The organism is Nocardiopsis sp. KDC1DS13DA1, assembly GCF_055632325.1.
The window spans coordinates 156,693-174,036 of sequence record NZ_JBVMUY010000010.1; the positions used below are offsets into that span (position 1 = coordinate 156,693).

14 protein-coding genes are annotated in these 17,344 nt (G+C 70.9%); 7 read left to right on the forward strand and 7 right to left on the reverse strand.

What is annotated here, in order from left to right; genetic code table 11:
- Positions 1 to 19 precede the first annotated feature (19 nt).
- Both ACTVAJ_RS07965 and ACTVAJ_RS07970 read left to right on the forward strand, forming a co-directional pair.
- Positions 20 to 358: a hypothetical protein gene (locus ACTVAJ_RS07965; RefSeq protein WP_470387422.1), complete on the forward strand. Its 339-nt coding sequence runs from the start codon at positions 20 to 22 to the stop codon at positions 356 to 358.
- Between the two features lie 396 nt (positions 359 to 754).
- Positions 755 to 2,638, forward strand: coding sequence for a carbohydrate-binding module family 20 domain-containing protein (locus ACTVAJ_RS07970; protein WP_470387423.1), 1,884 nt, complete (start codon positions 755 to 757; stop codon positions 2,636 to 2,638).
- An 85-nt stretch (positions 2,639 to 2,723) separates the two neighbouring features.
- Here ACTVAJ_RS07970 and ACTVAJ_RS07975 read toward each other — a convergent pair whose 3' ends face one another.
- Both ACTVAJ_RS07975 and glnA read right to left on the reverse strand, forming a co-directional pair.
- A complete protein-coding gene (locus ACTVAJ_RS07975) occupies positions 2,724 to 5,777 on the reverse strand; it encodes a bifunctional [glutamine synthetase] adenylyltransferase/[glutamine synthetase]-adenylyl-L-tyrosine phosphorylase (RefSeq protein ID WP_470387456.1) in 3,054 nt (1,017 codons plus the stop codon).
- A 139-nt stretch (positions 5,778 to 5,916) separates the two neighbouring features.
- The gene (gene glnA, locus ACTVAJ_RS07980) at positions 5,917 to 7,341 is read right to left on the reverse strand and encodes a type I glutamate--ammonia ligase (RefSeq protein WP_470387424.1); all 1,425 of its coding nucleotides are present in this window, start codon (positions 7,339 to 7,341) and stop codon (positions 5,917 to 5,919) included.
- Between the two features lie 331 nt (positions 7,342 to 7,672).
- Between glnA and ACTVAJ_RS07985 the strand changes: the two genes are divergently transcribed.
- The 5 genes from ACTVAJ_RS07985 to ACTVAJ_RS08005 all read left to right on the forward strand — a co-directional run bounded on the left by ACTVAJ_RS07985 (position 7,673) and on the right by ACTVAJ_RS08005 (position 12,458).
- A complete protein-coding gene (locus ACTVAJ_RS07985; protein ID WP_470387425.1) occupies positions 7,673 to 8,149 on the forward strand; it encodes an RDD family protein in 477 nt (158 codons plus the stop codon).
- Positions 8,150 to 8,420: 271 nt separating this feature from the next.
- The gene (locus ACTVAJ_RS07990; protein ID WP_470387426.1) at positions 8,421 to 9,857 is read left to right on the forward strand and encodes an LCP family protein; all 1,437 of its coding nucleotides are present in this window, start codon (positions 8,421 to 8,423) and stop codon (positions 9,855 to 9,857) included.
- Between the two features lie 195 nt (positions 9,858 to 10,052).
- Complete coding sequence (locus tag ACTVAJ_RS07995) at positions 10,053 to 11,429, forward strand: LCP family protein (RefSeq protein ID WP_470387427.1); 1,377 nt, start codon at positions 10,053 to 10,055, stop codon at positions 11,427 to 11,429.
- Between the two features lie 151 nt (positions 11,430 to 11,580).
- Positions 11,581 to 12,234, forward strand: coding sequence for a DUF2975 domain-containing protein (locus ACTVAJ_RS08000; RefSeq protein ID WP_470387428.1), 654 nt, complete (start codon positions 11,581 to 11,583; stop codon positions 12,232 to 12,234).
- Positions 12,234 to 12,458: a helix-turn-helix domain-containing protein gene (locus ACTVAJ_RS08005; protein ID WP_470387429.1), complete on the forward strand. Its 225-nt coding sequence runs from the start codon at positions 12,234 to 12,236 to the stop codon at positions 12,456 to 12,458. The genes ACTVAJ_RS08000 and ACTVAJ_RS08005 overlap by 1 nt, the downstream gene beginning before the upstream one ends.
- A gap of 310 nt (positions 12,459 to 12,768) precedes the next feature.
- On the opposite strand, the gene ACTVAJ_RS08010 is transcribed toward ACTVAJ_RS08005, so the two are convergent.
- The 5 genes from ACTVAJ_RS08010 to ACTVAJ_RS08030 all read right to left on the reverse strand — a co-directional run bounded on the left by ACTVAJ_RS08010 (position 12,769) and on the right by ACTVAJ_RS08030 (position 17,298).
- Positions 12,769 to 13,491, reverse strand: a complete 723-nt coding sequence (locus ACTVAJ_RS08010; RefSeq protein WP_470387430.1) for a DUF4191 domain-containing protein — start codon at positions 13,489 to 13,491, stop codon at positions 12,769 to 12,771.
- A 191-nt stretch (positions 13,492 to 13,682) separates the two neighbouring features.
- Positions 13,683 to 14,660, reverse strand: a complete 978-nt coding sequence (gene lipA, locus ACTVAJ_RS08015; RefSeq protein WP_470387431.1) for a lipoyl synthase — start codon at positions 14,658 to 14,660, stop codon at positions 13,683 to 13,685.
- A gap of 103 nt (positions 14,661 to 14,763) precedes the next feature.
- Complete coding sequence (gene lipB / locus ACTVAJ_RS08020; protein WP_470387432.1) at positions 14,764 to 15,462, reverse strand: lipoyl(octanoyl) transferase LipB; 699 nt, start codon at positions 15,460 to 15,462, stop codon at positions 14,764 to 14,766.
- A 9-nt stretch (positions 15,463 to 15,471) separates the two neighbouring features.
- A complete protein-coding gene (locus tag ACTVAJ_RS08025) occupies positions 15,472 to 16,404 on the reverse strand; it encodes a TIGR01777 family oxidoreductase (RefSeq protein WP_470387433.1) in 933 nt (310 codons plus the stop codon).
- A gap of 330 nt (positions 16,405 to 16,734) precedes the next feature.
- Complete coding sequence (locus tag ACTVAJ_RS08030) at positions 16,735 to 17,298, reverse strand: NADPH-dependent FMN reductase (protein WP_470387434.1); 564 nt, start codon at positions 17,296 to 17,298, stop codon at positions 16,735 to 16,737.
- Positions 17,299 to 17,344 lie beyond the last annotated feature (46 nt).

Genomic DNA, 17,344 nt, shown 5'->3' on the forward strand with positions numbered 1-17,344 from the left:
GTCGTAGTAGTCTGGCGCCATGGACATCTTCTACTCCGCGCTCGTCTTCCTGCACATGATCGGCCTGGCCGGCATCGTGGCGGGCTTCCTCATGCAGGTGATCACCGGCAACGCCAAGTCGGCGAAGGTGCTGCTGCACAGCTCCCTCCTCCAGCTCGTCACCGGACTGGCCCTCGTCGGTGTGGCCGAGATGGCCGGCGACCCGGAGATGAACCACGTCAAGGTGGGCGTCAAGCTGGTGGTCGCCCTGACCGTGGTGGTTCTGGGGGTCCTCAACCTCCGCAAGCCCTCGAACCGGCTGGCCACCGCCGCCGGTGTCCTCGCGGTCGTCAACATCGGCGTCGCGGTGTTCTGGTAGGAGGCCCGGGGCGACCTCCGCGGTCGCCGGTCCGCGCGACCGCCGGTGGCGGCGGGGTCCCGCACCCCGCCGCCACCGGCTTTTCTTGTGCTTTTCAGGTTTCTTGCGTTGTTTTTCTGTCTTCTTGCGGTCTTTTCTCGTTGGTTGACTCGCAGGTCAAGGGCGCCTCACCCGCAGCGAACTCGTCGCACCCCGCCTGTCATTCGCCGCGTTCTTGCAGTTGAAAGCCGGATTTATCGCTCTGTGTGATGATGGAAACGCGGCGGGAACCCCCCGTTCACAAGCGCCCGAGGGTCTGTTACGTTCATCACCTCCACGCAAACTCTTGCAGATAGTGCAAGAGTGCGACGACAGGGCAGCGCCGCCCTGTCGTGGAATCCCCCCCAAGGAGCGCGCATGAGCCCGAAACGACACCGACTCGGCGGGGCCCTGGCGGCCCTCGTCCTCGCCGGAGGACTGGCCGCACCCCCGCTGTCGACGGCACCCGCCCTCGCGTCGACGCCCGCGCCGGCCCGGACCGACGCGCCCATGGAGGCGACCGCCGCGGCCCAGGCCAACGGTGAGACGATCGTCCACCTCTTCGAGTGGACCTGGGACTCCGTCGCCGCCGAGTGCGAGGACTTCCTCGGCCCCCACGGCTACGGCGGGGTTCAGGTCTCCCCGCCCCAGGAGCACGTGGTCATCCCCTCGGCGGAGGGGGCCGAGTACCCCTGGTGGCAGGACTACCAGCCGGTCTCCTACCGGATCGACAACACTCGGCGCGGCACCGCCGAGGAGTTCCAGACGATGGTCGACACCTGCCGCGACAACGGGGTCAGGATCTACGTCGACGCCGTCGTCAACCACATGACGGGCCCCGGCTCCGGCGCCGGAAGCGCGGGCACCGACTGGGAGTACTACGACTACCCCGACCTCTTCGGCGACGGGTCCGCCGCCTACGGGTACGGCGACTTCGAACCCTGCTACGACACCATCTCCGACTGGGGCGACAAGTGGGAGGTGCAGAACTGCCAGCTCCTGGAGCTGTCCGACCTCGACACGGCCGACCCCGGGGTCCGCGGGAACATCCGGCGGTACCTCAACGGCCTGGTGGACATGGGCGTGGCGGGCTTTCGTGTGGACGCCGCCAAGCACGTCCCCGAGGCCCACGTCCAGGACATCTTCGCCAACCTGAACGACGTGCCCGGGTTCGGGGGGAAGCCGGACGTCTACTACGAGGTCTACGGCGACGCGACGATCCCCTACACCCAGTACACCTTCGACGGCGGCCGCGCCACCAACTTCGACTACCAGCGCGACATCTCCGCCAAGTTCGCCGACGGCACCATCTCCGGCCTGGCGAGCCTGCCCGACTACGGCGGCCTCTCCGACGACCAGGCCACGGTGTTCGTCGACAACCACGACACCCAGCGCTCGGCGCCCACCCTCACCCACAAGGACGGCGACCGCTACTACCTGGCCACCGCGTTCATGCTGGCCCACCCCTACGGGCACCCGAAGGTGATGTCGAGCTACGACTTCCACGACGAGGCCCAGGGGCCGCCCAGCGTCGGAGAGGTCGAGGGCAACCCGGCGGGCTGGATCACCGAGGACGCCGACTGCTCCAGCTCCGACTGGATCTGCGAGCACCGGGACCCCGCCGTCGCCGGGATGGTCGCCTTCCGCAACGCCACGGGTGACACCGCCGTCGTCCAGCGGGCCACCGACGGAGACTCCCGTCTGGCCTTCGACCGCGGCTCACGCGGGTTCGCCGCCTTCAACGCCGACGGGGGAACCTGGAACCTGACCACGGACACCGGCCTGCCCGACGGCACCTACGAGAACGCGGCGGGCGACGGCGCGTTCACCGTCTCCGACGGCCGGGTCACCGTGTCCGTCCCCGGGAACGGCGCCGTCGCGCTGCACGTCGGCGGTGTGTGCGACGACCCCGAGCAGTGCGGCGGCGACGGCGGAGGTGACGGCGGCGACTGCACCACCGTCGCGGCCGAGTTCCACCTCCGGGCCCAGACCTACTTCGGGCAGGAGGTGTACCTGGTGGGCTCCATCCCCGAACTGGGCTCCTGGGACCCCGCGGGCGGCGTGCGGCTGAGCACCGACGCGTCCGCCTACCCCTGGTGGAACGGCGCCACCGGTCTGCCGGTCGGCACCGAGTTCGAGTACAAGTACGTGAAGATCGACGGTGCGGGGAACGTCGAGTGGGAGACCGGCGGCAACCGCCTCGCCACCGGTGACGACAGCGCAGGCGGCTGCACGCAGGTCTTCACCGAGTACTGGCGCTGACCGCTCGCGGCCGCGCCGCGGTCACCGTCCCCGCCTCGACCGGCACCCCCGCGCCCTCGCGCGGGGGTGCCCCGTTCCACGGCCCTCAGTCGTCGTAGAAGACCCGCTCCATCACCGACCGCGCCCTCCGGGTGGTGCGCAGGTAGGTCTCCGTCAGCTGCTCCGCCGGCCCCTCCGACGCCTCCTCGCCGTCCTCCGTCTCCTCCCCGCTGCGGAACCCCATCGCCTCCGCCAGGGCCGCCCGCACCCGCAGGTCGGTCGGCAGCGAGTCACCGCCGCGCCCGCGCACCAGCATGACCATGCCGCGCACCCGCGACGCCAGCCGCCATGCCCGCTCCAGCTCGGCCCCGTCGTCGGCCGCCAGGAAACCGTGCGCCACGGCCACCTCCAGCGCCCTCAGCGTCCCCGTGGTCCGCAGGTCCGGGAACTCGTGGGCGTGGCGCAGCTGCACGAGCTGGGCCACCCACTCCACGTCCGACAGCCCGCCCCTGCCCAGCTTCGTGTGCAGGGTCGGGTCGGCGCCACGCGGCAGCCGCTCGGCCTCCATCCGCGCCTTGAGCTTGCGGATCTCCAGGACCGCGGCGGGGTCGATGCCGCCCTGCGGGTAACGTACGGGGTCGATCAGCGCCGTGAACGCCGCGCGCAGCTCCGGGTCGCCCGCGATCGGCCGCGCCCGCAGCAGCGCCTGGCTCTCCCACACCTGGGACCAGCGCCCGTAGTACGCGGCGTAGGACTCCAGCGTGCGCACCACCGGCCCGCTCCGGCCCTCCGGACGCAGGTCGGTGTCGACCTTCAGCGGCGGCTCGGCGGCGGGCATCTCCAGCAGACGGGCCAACTCGCGAACGATCGCCAGCGCCTGGCGCGTCGCCGCCCCCGTGTCCACCCCGGACAGGGGGTCGTGCACGTACATCACGTCGGCGTCGCTGGCATAGGTCAGCTCACCACCGCCGAACCGGCCCATCGCGACCACGCACACCCGCGTGAGCGGCTCGTCCCCGGACGCGGCGACCACCCGGTTGCACGCCACCTTCAACGCCGCCTCGACGGTGACGGCCGCGATGTCGGTCAGGGCCGCGCCGACCTCCTCCACCGACGACACCTCCAACAGGTCCGCGGCGGCCGTCCGCAGCAGCTCGCGGCGGCGCAGCGCGCGCACCGCCGACACCGACTCCTCGGACCAGTCGTAGCGCCGCAGCGCGGCCTGGGCCTCCCCGGCCAGCACCTTCGGCTCACGGCGCACCAGGTCGGCGTCGTCGGCCAGCGACGCGACCGCGTCGGGGGCACGGAGCAGCAGGTCGGTGACGTAGCGGCTGGTGCCCAGCAGCCGGGCCATCCGCTCGGCCACCCGCACGTCGTCGCGCAGCAGCCGCAGGTACCACGGGGTCGTGCCCAGCGCGTCGCTGACCTGGCGGAAGCCCAGCAGCCCCGCGTCAGGGTCCGGAGCGTCGGAGAACCATCCGAGCATCACCGGCAGCAGTGTCCGCTGGATCGCCGCCCGCCGCGACACCCCCGAGGTCAGCGACTCCAGGTGCCGCAGTGCCCCGCCCGGGTCGGCGAACCCCAGAGCCTCCAGCCGCGCCCGCGCCTGGTCCGGCGAGAGCCGTGCCTCCTCCTCCGGCAGCCGCGCCACGGCGTTGAGCAGCGGACGGTAGAACAGCTTCTCGTGCAGCCGCCGCACCTCGGCCGACACCCTGCGCCGCGCCTCGGTCAGCTCCCGCACCGAATCCGCCGTGTACCCCAGCGCCCGCCCGAGCCGCCGCAGCTGCCCCGGTCCGTCGGGGCTGGTCGGGTCGGGCATCATGTGCGTGCGACGCAGCCGCTCCAGCTGCAGCAGGTGCTCCACACCGCGCAGGAACCGGTAGGCGTCGGTCAGGCCCGCCGCGTCCCTGCGGCCCACGTACCCGTGCTCGGACAGGGCGGCGAGCGCGTCCAGGGTGTTCCCCGAACGCAGCCGCTCGTCCGTGCGTCCGTGCACCAGTTGGAGCAGCTGGACCGAGAACTCGATGTCGCGCAGTCCGCCCGGTCCCAGTTTGAGCTCCCGCTCGGCCTGGCCGACCGGGATGTGCGCCACCACCCGGCGGCGCATCGCCTGCACGTCCTCCACGAAGTCCGGACGGCCCGCCGCCTCCCAGACCATCGGCGATATCGCCGTCTGGTAGGCCGCGCCCAGCCCGGCGTCGCCCGCGATCGGCCGGGCCTTCAGCAGCGCCTGGAACTCCCATGTCTTGGCCCAGCGCTCGTAGTAGGCCAGATGGCTGGCCAGCGGGCGGACCAGGGGCCCGTTCCTCCCCTCCGGCCGCAGCGCCGGGTCCACCTCCCACAGCGCGCCCTCGGCGTCGGTCTCCGACGGGATGCGCATCATGGCGGTGGCCAGGCGGGTGGCCGAACGCATCGCGGCCTGCTCGTCCACGGGCTCGTCGCCCTCGGCGACCTCGGCGGGCTCGGCCACGAACACCACGTCGACGTCGCTGACGTAGTTCAGCTCGCGGCCGCCGCACTTGCCCATCCCGATCACGGCCAGGCGGCACCGGGCGGCGTCCTCGGGGTGCTCGGCGCGCGCCACGGCCAGCGCCGCGTCGAGGACGGCGGCGGCCAGGTCGGCCAACTCGGCGGCGACCTCCTCGACACCGCACACCCCGGTCAGGTCCCGCCCGGCCAGGCGCAGGACCCGCCTGCGGTAGGCGACGCGCAGGGTGTGTCGCAGGCTGTCGGGGGACCCCCCGTCGAACACGGCCGCGGTCGGCGCGGCCGAGTCGGGGTCGGCGCCCACGGTGTGCAGCAGTCCCCGGCGCAGCTCCTCGGGGTCGGGGGAGCGGGCGGCGTCCGCGCCGCGCAGCTCCCGCCAGTCGCCCGGATGGCGGACCAGGTGGTCGGTGAGCGCGGTGCTGGTGCCCAGGACCGCGCACAACCGGGACCGGAGGTCGGAGTCCTCGCGCAGGACCGCCAGGACCTCGTCCGGGTGCTGGTCGGCCTCCAGGACCCGGATCAGGCCGAGCAGCGCCTGGTCGGGATCCGGCGCCTCCGCGAGGGAGTCGATGACGTCGGTGTCGGCCCGGGGGTCGAGGCCGGCCTCCTCGACCAGTCGCAGGGCCCGGGTGCTGTCACTGAAGCCGCGCCTGGCCAGCGCGCCTGCTGTCATGTTGGTCTTTCCGTCCCTTGCCACGCGTCAACGGTAGCCGGGCAGGCCCCGGAACCGGGTCGGGGCCGGTATCCGAGCGGATACCGGCCCCGAGGACGGGGTGAGCGGGGGGCGTCACCCCTGGGAGCTTCCCGACGACCTAGATGTCGTAGTAGAGCTCGAACTCACGCGGGTGCGGGCGCAGCCGCAGGGAGTCGATCTCCTCCGTGCGCTTGAAGTCGATGTAGGTCTCCAGCAGGTCCTTGGTGAAGACACCGCCCTCGAGCAGGAACTCGTGGTCGGCCTCCAGGGCCTCCAGGGCCTCGTCCAGCGACGCGGGCACGGTCTTGATGGCCTGCGCCTCGGCCGGGGGCAGCTCGTAGAGGTCCTTGTCGACCGGCTCCGGCGGCTCGATCTTGTTCTTGATGCCGTCGATGCCCGCCATGAGCATCGCCGAGAAGGCCAGGTACGGGTTGGCCGACGGGTCCGGCACGCGGAACTCGATGCGCTTGGCCTTCGGGTTCGACCCGGTGAGCGGAAGGCGGATGCAGGCCGAGCGGTTGCGCTGGCTGTACACCAGGTTGATCGGGGCCTCGTAGCCCGGAACCAGGCGGTGGTAGGAGTTCACCGTCGGGTTGGTGAAGGCGAGCAGGGCCGAGGCGTGCTTGAGCAGACCGCCGATGTAGTAGCGGGCCATGTCGGAGAGCTGGCCGTAGCCGGACTCGTCGAAGAACAGCGGCGCGCCGTCCTTCCACAGGCTCTGGTGGCAGTGCATGCCGGAGCCGTTGTCACCGAACAGCGGCTTGGGCATGAACGTGGCCGTCTTGCCCGCCTCGTTGGCGACGTTCTTGACGATGTACTTGTACAGCTGCACGCGGTCGGCCTGCTGGAGCAGCGTGCCGAACTTGATGCCGATCTCGGCCTGGCCGGCGGTGCCGACCTCGTGGTGCTGGAGCTCGACCTCCAGACCGGAGTCGATCAGGGCACGGACCATGTCGGAGCGCAGGTCGCTGTAGTGGTCGACCGGCTCGACCGGGAAGTAGCCGCCCTTGTAGCGCGGACGGTAGCCGCGGTTGCCGCCCTCGATGGAGGAGCCGGTGTTCCAGGCGCCCTCGATGGAGTCGATCTCGTAGAAGCCGGTGTTGGCCCGGGTCTCGAACTTGACGTCGTCGAAGACGTAGAACTCGGCCTCGGGACCGAAGAAGGCGGTGTCGGCGACACCCGAGCCGCGGAGGTAGGCCTCGGCCTTGCGGGCGACGTTGCGCGGGTCCCGGCTGTAGGACTCCAGCGTGAGCGGGTCGTGCACGAAGAACGTCATGTTCAGCGTCTTGTGCTTGCGGAACGGGTCCAGCACACCGGTGCTCAGGTCGGGGAGCAGCAGCATGTCGGACTCGTGGATGGCCTGGAAGCCGCGGATCGAGGAACCGTCGAACATCTGGCCATCGGTGAACGTCGACTCGTCGACGTTCTCGGTCGGGAGGGTGACGTGGTTCACGCCTCCGAACAGGTCCGTGAACCGGACGTCGAGGAACTTGACGTCCTCGTCTCGGATATAGGCGAGCACCTCGTCGACGCTGCTGAACAAAACGAACCTCCGTGCAGGTGGCTGAGGCGACCGGCTCCGATCCGCTCCGTCGCGGACGCCTCGGAGCACACGCCGCCTCCCGGCTTCGTCATCGAAGCTAGGAGCGGGTGGTTTCCACGCCATGTCTCGATTGTTTCCTGCATGTTACGGAGCCCGTCGTTTTCGCAGACCAACCCGCGTTAACAGGTGATTCCACCACGCAAGGGGAGGAAACAGGGCGTCTTTCGGGGTTCCACCGTGACCGGAACCACTCCGGCGCGTGCGTCGGCCGCGCCCCCTCCGGCGCCGGGACGGGCGCGGACGCGTGCGCCCTGGCGATACCGTGAAGGGTATGAGCGACGAGAGGCGCAGCGGCGCGGCCGCGCCCGAGGACGGCTTCCGCTACCGGGGCAACCGCCTGGGCCTGCCGGAGAGCGGCCCCGGCTCGGTGCCCGGTGTCGGCCGCCGCCTCGCCGGACTGGCACTGGACTGGACCCTGGCGATGCTGCTGGCCCTGGCCGCCTACGGTACGGGGCTGATCGGTTCCGGGGGCGTCGCGCAGGCGGAGGTCGGACCGCTGATCAGCAACACGGCCCTGGTCGTGTACGCCGCGCTCAGCATCGTGCTGCTCACGCTGTTCGGCACCACCGTCGGCCGCCGCCTGGTCGGGGTGGGGATCACCGCGACCGGTGAGCGCTCCTGGCCGTGGTTCGTGTCCATGACCGTCCGCACCCTGCTGCTGTGCCTGGTCATCCCCGCCGTCATCTACGACCGCGACACCCGGGGGCTGCACGACCGCGCCGCGGGGACGGTCGCCACCCGTTTTTGAGGATCCTGTTAAGGCTTCCTTCATCCCGGGGGGCCGCCCGCGCCCGGTTCCTCCGCGCCCGTCCCCCGCTCACCTGGCCCTCCCGCCCGGGCTCCGCCGTGTGCGCCCCACCCGTGGCCTCCAGCGGCCCGTGGCCTCGAACGGAGCCGGACACATCCCTTCTTAGCTGCTGTTAACATCCGTTCATTACTCTCCCTGGGAACATTCTTGACCCCGGGGCTCCATCGCCCCGCCCCTCGACGGGTCGCAACGCACCATCCCGAAGGTTCGTATGGCTGGAAGACGCTCCGCCCCCCGCTCCTCGCGCACGTCCGACCGTGGGCGGCTGTCCACCGGGCAATGGGTGGCGTGCGTGGCCACCGTGTTGGCCATCGTCGCCAGCCTCGGCGGATACGGCTGGTACCAGGGCATCGTCGGCAACATCACCACCCACCGGGTGGACACCGAGGACTGGGACCGGCCGGTGAACGTCGAGGGCGTGATGAACCTGCTCATCATCGGTTCCGACATCCGGTCCGGGGAGAACGCCAACTACGGTGAGGCCGAGGGCGAGCGCCCCGACACGATGCTCATCGCCAGCATCAACGTCGACCACGGCACGGCGACCCTGGTGAACCTGCCCCGCGACCTGGTCGTGGACCTTCCCGGCTGTGAGCCGGCCGAGGGCTACGAGGGGATGAGCCCCCAGACGGGCATGCTCAACTCGGCGATGACCTTCGGCGGCATCGGCTGCCAGTGGAACACGGTCGAGCAGGTGACCGGCGTGCACCTGGACCACTTCGTCATGATGGACTTCACCGGTTTCAAGGACATGGTGGACGCCATCGGCGGTGTGGAGATGTGCATCCCCGAGCCGATCAGCGACCCCAGGGCGCACCTCGAACTCGACGCCGGACTGCAGACGCTCGACGGCGAGAGCTCGCTCGGCTTCGTCCGTTCCCGCTACGGGCAGGGCGACGGCAGCGACCTGTCGCGGATCGGACGCCAGCAGCAGTTCATGGGCGCGATGCTGCGCGGCGTCCTCAGCAGCGAGGTGATGACCAGCCCGGTCACGGTCACCAACTTCCTCGGCGCGGTCACCGACTCCATCGCGACCGACGAGGACCTGAACGTCGACACCATGACCTCCATCGCCATCTCGATGCGCGAGGTCGACCTGGGCAACGTCCAGTTCCTGACCGTCCCCAACGGCCAGAACCCCAACGACACCAACCGGCTCATCATGCGCGAGCCCGACGCCTCCGAACTCTTCGAGGCGATCAGCTCCGGCGCCGACCTGACGGGCGGGGACGCGGGGGACGAGGAGGACTCCGGCGACTCCGACGGGGGCGAGGGCGCTCCCGACCCCTCCGAGATCACGGTCGACATCCGCAACAACACCGGGATCACCGGTCTGGCGAGTGAGGCACAGGCACAGCTGGAGGCGGAGGGGTTCGAGGTCACCAACACCGGCAACCCCGAGGTGCGCTTCCCCGGTGCCACCACCGTCTACCACGCGCCCGGCCAGGAGGCGGCGGCCTCCGTCCTGGCCGACGCCCTGGAGCAGGCCGTGACCGAGGAGGCCGAGGGGCTGGGTGCCGACCTCGAACTGGTCCTGGGCGCGGACTGGGTCGGTGTCGCGGGCGGCGGCTCGACCGAGCCCGAGACCTCGGTCGCGGAGGACCTGGGCGGTATCACCGCGGAGGCGGCGGAGGACAGCCCCTGCTGAGCGGCGTCACGGGGGCGCGGCCGGTCGATGGTCTCGCGTAGGTTACGGCGTTCGGGTACGATCCGGATCGTCGTGTCCGTTTCCTCACTTTCCGAGGACCGTGCCCCCGTCGGACACCCCCCTTCCCGTCCCATACCGGATCGGTGCCCCGTGGCTGCCAGGAAGACGCCCTCCCGCCCCGTCCCCCGATCGCTCATGAGCGCCGGACAGTGGTTGGCCTGTGCTCTGACGGGCGTGCTCATCGCAGCGAGTCTGGCCGTCTACGGGGCCTACGCCTCCGCGTTCGACATCCGGACCGAGGAGATCGACACCGACACGTGGGGCGACCGCCCCGACCGTGTCGAGGGCGTCCACAACATCCTGCTCCTGGGAGTGGACACCGAGTCGGGAGGGGACCGCCCCGACGTCCTGGTCATCGTCAACGTCAACGTCGACGCGGGCGCCGTGACGATGGTGAACGTGCCACGCGACCTCATCGTGGAGATCCCGGCCTGTGATCCGGCCGGCGACTCCCCGGGGTGGTCCGGCGGCCGGGACCAGATCAACCACTCGATGATGTACGGCGGGTTGAACTGCCTGGGCAACACGATGGAGAACACCACCGGTATCCACCTGGACCACATGGTGCAGGTGGACTTCGCCGGGTTCGAGGACATCGTGAACACCGTCGGTGGTGTGCAGATGTGCATCCCCGAGCCGATCAACGACCCCAAGGCCCACCTCCAGCTGGAGGCCGGCCGGCAGCGGCTCGACGGGACCGAGGCCCTGGGTCTGGCGCGGTCCAGGGCCAGTACCGAGAACGAGAGCGACCTGGAGCGCATCCAGAGCCAGCAGCGGCTGGTCGGCGCGCTGGTGCGGGAGGTGACCAGCGGCGAGTTCCTCTCCAGCCCGACCTCGGTCTACTCCCTCCTCGACTCGGTCACCGACAACCTGGTCACCGACGACACACTCACCATGGACAGGATGGCCGAACTGGTCATCGCCATGCGCGACGTGGACCTGGACCGGATGAACATGGTGATGGTGCCGGTCGTGGACTCGCGGGAGTTCACGTACAAGGTGGAGGTCCGGGAGCCCCAGGCGGGCGAGCTGTTCGCGGCCGTCGCCGCGGGGGAGTCCCTGGCCGGGCAGGACGGGGGAGAGGACGACGGCGGCGACGGTGCCGCCGAGGAGGACGTCGAGCCCTCGGACGTCTCCGTCCGGCTGCTCAACGGCACCGCGACCGACGGTCTGGCCGGTGCGGTCCGCCCGTTGCTGGAGGCCGAGGGCTTCACGGTCACCGGGATCGGCAACCCCGAACAGCGGCCCTCGGAGGTGACCACCGTCTACCACGGCCCGGGCCGGGCGGCGCGGGCCCGGGTGCTGGCCGGGGCGCTGGACACCGCCCGGGTGGAGGAGGCCGCCGACCTCGGCGACGACCTGGAGCTGGTGATGGGCGCCACCGACTGGGCGGGTCTGGCCACCGGAGGCTCCGGCGCGGACGGCGCGGACGGCGCGGACCCCGCAGAAGGCGCTGACCCGCTCGACGGGCTGGACAGCCGTTCCGCGGCCGACGAGGTCTCCTGCGACTGACCCCGCCCCGATCCGACCGTTGAGGGCCCCGTACGAGCGTGTACGGGGCCCTCAACGTCTCCGGGGACGGTACGGGCCGCCGTCCGGACGGATGACAGACAGGGACTTATCGTTTATCGTTATTATCGAAAAACGATAAGGAGGATTGCCCATGCGTACCCGTTCCGGTCCCCTGTGGTCCGCGGCGGACAGTGCCGTCCTACGCGTCACCCTCGTCGTGGGGCTCGGGATCACCGCTCTCGGCTGTGTCTTGGCCCTCGCCTGGACCACCCCTCTCCTGCCCGCGGACGCGGCGGGACCGCTGAACACGATCACCCTCCCCCTGCCCGGGGGCGTCACCACCGCCGACGGGGTCGCCGTCGACGCGTCCGAGGGCGTCACCGCCGACACCACCGGGACGGTGGAGCTGACCTTCCACGACCCCACCGTCCCCGAACGGCTCCTCCTGGTGCTCCCGGCGCTCCTGGGCCTGACCGCCGCCTTCGTGGTCATCCTCATGCTGCTGGGCGTCGTCACGAGTCTGCGCCGCGGTGACCCCTTCGTCCCCGCCAACGCGCGCCGGCTCCACACCGTGGCGCTGGTGGTCGTCACCGCGTCCGTGCTCGTCCCCGTGGCCGGGGCCGTCCGCGACCTCGTGCTCCAGTCACGGGCCCTCGGAGCGGCCGAGACGGTCCTTCCGGTCTCCGTGGCCGGGGGTGAGGGCATCTCCCTGCCCCTGATCGGCGCGGGCTGCGTCATCGCCGCCCTGGCGGAGGTGTTCCGCCGCGGCACCGGGCTGCGCGACGACGTCGAGGGTCTGGTCTGATGCCACCCGAGGAGGCCACCGGCATCCGGGTGCACCTGGACGAGCTGCTCGCCGAGCGCGGCATGACCCTCACCGAGCTCGCCGCCCGGGTCGGCGTCACGGTCGTCAACCTGTCGGTCCTCAAGAACGGCAGAGCCAGGGCCATCCGCTTCTCCACCCTGGCCGCACTGTGCCGTGAGCTGGACTGCCAGCCGGGCGACCTCATCGGATACGACAAGGACTGACCGTACGCGCGAGGGGCCGCCCCGAACTGAAGTGGTCCCCGGAAGTTGGACTGGCTGATTGAAGGCTAGGCCGCCAGGGCCTGGGTCCGGTACTCGACCGGGCCCAGGCCCTTCAGCGTCGTGGAGACCCGGGTGGCGGTAGCGTCCCTGCCATGGCCTGCCTCGAACAGGGCTACGGCTACCTGACGTTGCTGCTCAGACAGCGAGCTCGTGGGGTAGACAGGTCTGCTCCCCGGTAGATGGAACTGGATTTCCCAGTCCAACTTCCGGGGAGCAGTTCAAAGCGCAGCTGAGGCCCCCAGGACACCGCCTAGCCCATCTTGCCCCGCATGCCCTTGGGCAGCTTCGCGCCCTTGGGCATCGGCCCCTTGGGCATCTGCATGGCGGGCGGGAGCGCCTTGAGCCGGTAGTTCAGCTCGGCGACGTCCGGCTTGTCCAGGAGCTTGGGCAGCTTGACCAGCGTGCGCTGGAGCTTGTCGATGGGCACCTGGTCGTCGCCGTTGCCGACCTTGTAGTCGTAGATGTGGATGTCGTGCGCCACGCGTGCGACGCGCTTCTTCTCACCGGCGATGAGCGGCCGGAGGCGGCCCGGGTCGCCCTCGCCGACCAGGATCACGCCGGGGCGCCCCACCACGCGGTGAACGACGTCCATCTGCTTGTTGGCGGCCACGCCGGGTTCGACCACCCAGTTGCCGCGCATGTTCTCCAGGATCGCCATCCCGGCGCCGAGCTGGCCGTCCAGCATCTTGAACTGGACGCGCTGGGCCGACCGGGTGAAGATGATGAAGCCGACCAGGAAGGCCACCGGGACGCCGGTGAGCGTCCACACGAGCCAGGATCCGGTCAGGGCGCCGACCACCACGGCCGCGGCGAGGATGACGACCGCGACGGCAACGGCGATCGGGATACTGCGCGGGCTCTGCTGGTGGACGACCTTGGCGACCATGCCGATCTGCTTGAGTCGGCCCGGCTGCTTGTCGGTCCGGCCCTTGGCGGGGGTCGTCTTCTCGGAACCCTTGGGCTTCTTCGCCATCGTGCTCTCAGGCAGCGGGCGCCGATCCAGTCGGCGGGGGACGGCCTCCCCGAGCTGCCTTGCCTCCTCTTCGCGGTCGACCTACGTGCGGCGCCATCCGGCGCCGCCAGCGGGGCGCCTCTCCCCACCAGGATAGGCGGGCGGCCCCACAACTGCGGAACGGTGACCCGAGGGCCACCGTTCCAGCTTGGTTACGACTGGGATGTCATGTCCTGACGCGTCACGTTCGCCCCGGAAGCGGCCTCGGCGTCCCGCTTCTCCCGGGCCTGCTTGTACAGGCGTCCCGCGCGGTAGGAGGAACGCACGAGCGGTCCGGACATGACCCCGGCGAAGCCGATCTCCTCGGCCTCCTCGCCCAGTTCGGCGAACTCCTGCGGCTTCACCCAGCGGTCGATCGGGTGGTGCAGCTTGGAGGGGCGCAGGTACTGGGTGATGGTCAGCAGGTCGCACCCGGCCTCGTGCAGGTCGCGCATGGCCTCGCTGATCTCCTCACGGGTCTCGCCCATGCCCAGGATCAGGTTGGACTTGGTGACCAGGCCGTCCTCGCGGGCGCGGGTGATGACCTCCAGGGAGCGCTCATAGCGGAAGCCCGGTCGGATGCGCTTGAAGATCCGCGGCACGGTCTCCACGTTGTGCGCCAGCACCTCGGGCCGCGCCCCGAAGACCTCGGCCAGCTGGTCGGGGTCGGCGTTGAAGTCCGGGATGAGCAGCTCGACGCCGGTGCCGGGGTTGAGCTCGTGGATCTTGCGGACCGTCTCCGCGTAGAGCCACGCACCGCCGTCCTCCAGGTCGTCGCGGGCCACACCCGTGACGGTGGCGTAGCGCAGTTCCATGGTCCGCACCGAGTTGGCGACCTTGGTCGGCTCCATGCGGTCCAACGCGGTGGGCTTGCCCGTGGCGATCTGGCAGAAGTCGCAACGGCGGGTGCACTGGTCGCCGCCGATGAGGAAGGTGGCCTCCCGGTCCTCCCAGCACTCGTAGATGTTGGGGCACCCGGCCTCCTGGCAGACCGTGTGCAGGCCCTCCTTCTTGACCAGGGAGTGGAGCTCGGTGTACTCGGGCCCCATGTGCGCCTTGATCTTGATCCACGGCGGCTTCTTCTCGATGGGGGTCTCGCTGTTGCGCGCCTCCACGCGCAGCAGCTTGCGGCCCTCAGGAGCGACGGTCAACGTGAACCCGTTCCCTTCTGTGCCCCGTGACGGGGACGACTCCGCCCCTCGTGGGGGCACTGGGTCCCGGTGGGGGACCGGTGGCTGGTGTGGGTGGTCATCCTCAGGCGGTGGCTCCGGCGAGCAGCGCGGCGCCGTCGGTGTGGCTGTACCCGTCCGCACCGAGGACGTCCGCCAGGTGCCGTTCCATGTGCGGCCGCACCTCGCCGACGGTCACGTCACGCCCGACCTCGGCCGTGAGCGTGGTGACGCCGGCGTCGGAGATGCCGCACGGGACGATCCGGTCATACCATGACAGATCATTATCGCAGTTCAATGCGAGTCCGTGCATCCCCACCCCGCGGGCGATGCGGCAGCCGATGGCGGCGATCTTGCGCTCGATGAGCCCCCGGTCCGGGGCGGCGTCCAGCCAGACCCCGGTCCGCCCCTCGACCCGCTTCCCGGTGAGGCCGTACTCCGCGATGGTGCGGATGATGGCCTCCTCCAGCATGCGGACGTAGGCGATCACGTCGACGGGGTCGCGCAGCCTGACGATGGGGTACACCGTCAGCTGGCCGGGCCCGTGCCACGTGATCTTTCCGCCGCGGTCGATGTCGACGACAGGGGCGCCGGGGTCGGAGGTGGGACGATCCCACCTCCCGGTGCGCTTGCCCGCCGTATAGACGGGTTCGTGCTCCAGCAGGAGGACGGTGTCGGCCACCTCGTCGGCGACACGGCGCTTGTGGAGCCGCTTCTGGAGATCCCAGCCCTGGTGGTACGGGACCGGCGAGTCGCCCATCCATGCGTAAACGAGATCACTCACACCCACACCTTACGCCCCGGCGCGAGGGCCGGGTCTGGCCAGGATGTCGGATAGCGCACTGTCGATGGTGGGGAACGTGAAGGAATACCCCGCCTTCACAAGGCGTTCGGGCACCGCGCGAAGGTCCAGCAGCGCGGTCTCCTCGGCGAAGTCCCCCAGCGTCGCCCGCAGCGCCGTCGCCGGAACGGGCAGCAGCGTGGGCCTTCCCAGTACCCGTCCCAGAGCCTCGGTGAAGGCCGCGTTGCTCACCGGTTCGGGCGCGCACATGTTCACCGGACCGGTGATCCCGGGGCGCTCCAGGAGGAAGCGCATCGCCCCGACGTGGTCCCGCAGGGCGATCCAGGTCATGTACTGGGCCCCCGACCCCAGGCGTCCGCCCAGCCCCGCCCGGTACAGGGGCAGCACCGACCGCAGCAGGCCGCCGGAGCGGTCCAGGACGACCGCCGTGCGCAGGTGCGCCACCGCCACCCCCGCCTCCTCCGCCGGGGCGGTGGCGGCCTCCCACGCCTGGGCGACCTCGGAGAGGAAGCCCGTCCCGGGCGGTGCGGACTCGGTGGCCGTCGTCCCGCCGGTGTCCCCGTAGAAGTTCATGCCCGAGGCACTGAGCAGACGCGGGGGAGGGGAGTCCATGGCGGCGATCGCCCGGCACAGGATCCGGGTCCCGCGTACCCGGCTGCGCCGGATGAGCGAGCGCCTGCGCCGTGTCCACAGCGCGCTGCCGATCGGCGCCCCGGCCAGGTGCACGACGGCGTCGGCGCCGTGCAGTGCGACGGTGTCCACCCTGCCCTGCTCCGGGCGCCACTCCGCCTCCTCCAGGCGGGCGGTGCGTTCCGCGCGCGGGGGGTGGCGCACCATCCGCACCACCGAGTGGCCGTCCTCCAGCAGGGACGCGACCAGCGCGCCGCCGATGAGCCCCGAGGCTCCCGTGATAGCGACTCTCATGCCCTGGGACCTACCCTCCGCCGGTCACAGACGGACCACGCCGGCCGTCCGCGCGGGCGGCCGGCCAAGATTTCCCGGTCTTTTTCGCCGAAAGCCCTGCACGGCGGGCCGCGGTCTTCTACGTTGAAGGTGGGACAAGGGACTCCGCGTCATCGCGGGGCTACCGTGGGCGACGCGCCGCCGGGTCGGCCGCGCTCGCCCGTCCACAGACCTTTGATGATGGGGATCATCAGGGGATGGTGATTGGTGGGGTAAGAAGGCGGGGCGGTGCCATCGGCGCCGCCCCGTCCCCGTTTCCGGGATCGGCCGGTACCGCGCCGCGGGTGCGGTCTACGGTCGTCCGGGGTAGGGTTCGCGCTCCCTGGCCGCCCTGAGCGCCCGGGCCCACCACAGCAGTTCGTCGAGCAGGGTCGCCACGGCCGCCTCCGCGCCGGACATGTCCTCCTTGGGATCCCCGTCGGCGGTGAACAGCGTCTGGGCGTTGTGGAAGCTGACGGTGTCGCGCAGGGTCGCGGTGTGCAGTTCGCTGAAGACCAGCCGGAGCTGCTCGACCGCCCGCAGGCCGCCGGAGAGGCCGCCGTAGGAGACGAACCCGACCGGCTTGGCGGCCCACTCCCGGCGGGCCGAGTCGATCGCGGACTTGAGCGGCCCGGGGTAGCCGTGGTTGTACTCGGGGGTGAGGACCACGAAGGCGTCGGCGGCGTCGATCCGGGCGCCGAAGTCGGCCACGGGCGCGCCGTGGCCCTCGGCGGCCCCGAGGTCGGCGACGTCCAGGACGTCGAGTTCGGCGCCGCCGTGGCTCCGCGCCCGGTCGAGGAACCACCGGGTGACCGCCGGTCCCGTCCGGCCGTTGCGGTTGCCGCCCAGGACGAGCGCGATACGAAGGTTGTGCATGTAAGTCCTCGTGTCCGCGGGTCGACGGTGCGCGCGCCGCGCGCAG

Bases quoted from the DNA above. Each gene is read 5' to 3' on its own strand.
- ACTVAJ_RS07965 (WP_470387422.1), top strand. From the start codon at position 20: ATGGACATCTTCTACTCCGCGCTCGTCTTCCTGCACATGATCGGCCTG.
- ACTVAJ_RS07970 (WP_470387423.1), top strand. From the start codon at position 755: ATGAGCCCGAAACGACACCGACTCGGCGGGGCCCTGGCGGCCCTCGTC.
- ACTVAJ_RS07975 (WP_470387456.1), bottom strand. From the start codon at position 5,777: ATGACAGCAGGCGCGCTGGCCAGGCGCGGCTTCAGTGACAGCACCCGG.
- ACTVAJ_RS07985 (WP_470387425.1), top strand. From the start codon at position 7,673: ATGAGCGACGAGAGGCGCAGCGGCGCGGCCGCGCCCGAGGACGGCTTC.
- ACTVAJ_RS07990 (WP_470387426.1), top strand. From the start codon at position 8,421: ATGGCTGGAAGACGCTCCGCCCCCCGCTCCTCGCGCACGTCCGACCGT.
- ACTVAJ_RS07995 (WP_470387427.1), top strand. From the start codon at position 10,053: ATGAGCGCCGGACAGTGGTTGGCCTGTGCTCTGACGGGCGTGCTCATC.
- ACTVAJ_RS08000 (WP_470387428.1), top strand. From the start codon at position 11,581: ATGCGTACCCGTTCCGGTCCCCTGTGGTCCGCGGCGGACAGTGCCGTC.
- ACTVAJ_RS08005 (WP_470387429.1), top strand. From the start codon at position 12,234: ATGCCACCCGAGGAGGCCACCGGCATCCGGGTGCACCTGGACGAGCTG.
- ACTVAJ_RS08010 (WP_470387430.1), bottom strand. From the start codon at position 13,491: ATGGCGAAGAAGCCCAAGGGTTCCGAGAAGACGACCCCCGCCAAGGGC.
- ACTVAJ_RS08025 (WP_470387433.1), bottom strand. From the start codon at position 16,404: ATGAGAGTCGCTATCACGGGAGCCTCGGGGCTCATCGGCGGCGCGCTG.
- ACTVAJ_RS08030 (WP_470387434.1), bottom strand. From the start codon at position 17,298: ATGCACAACCTTCGTATCGCGCTCGTCCTGGGCGGCAACCGCAACGGC.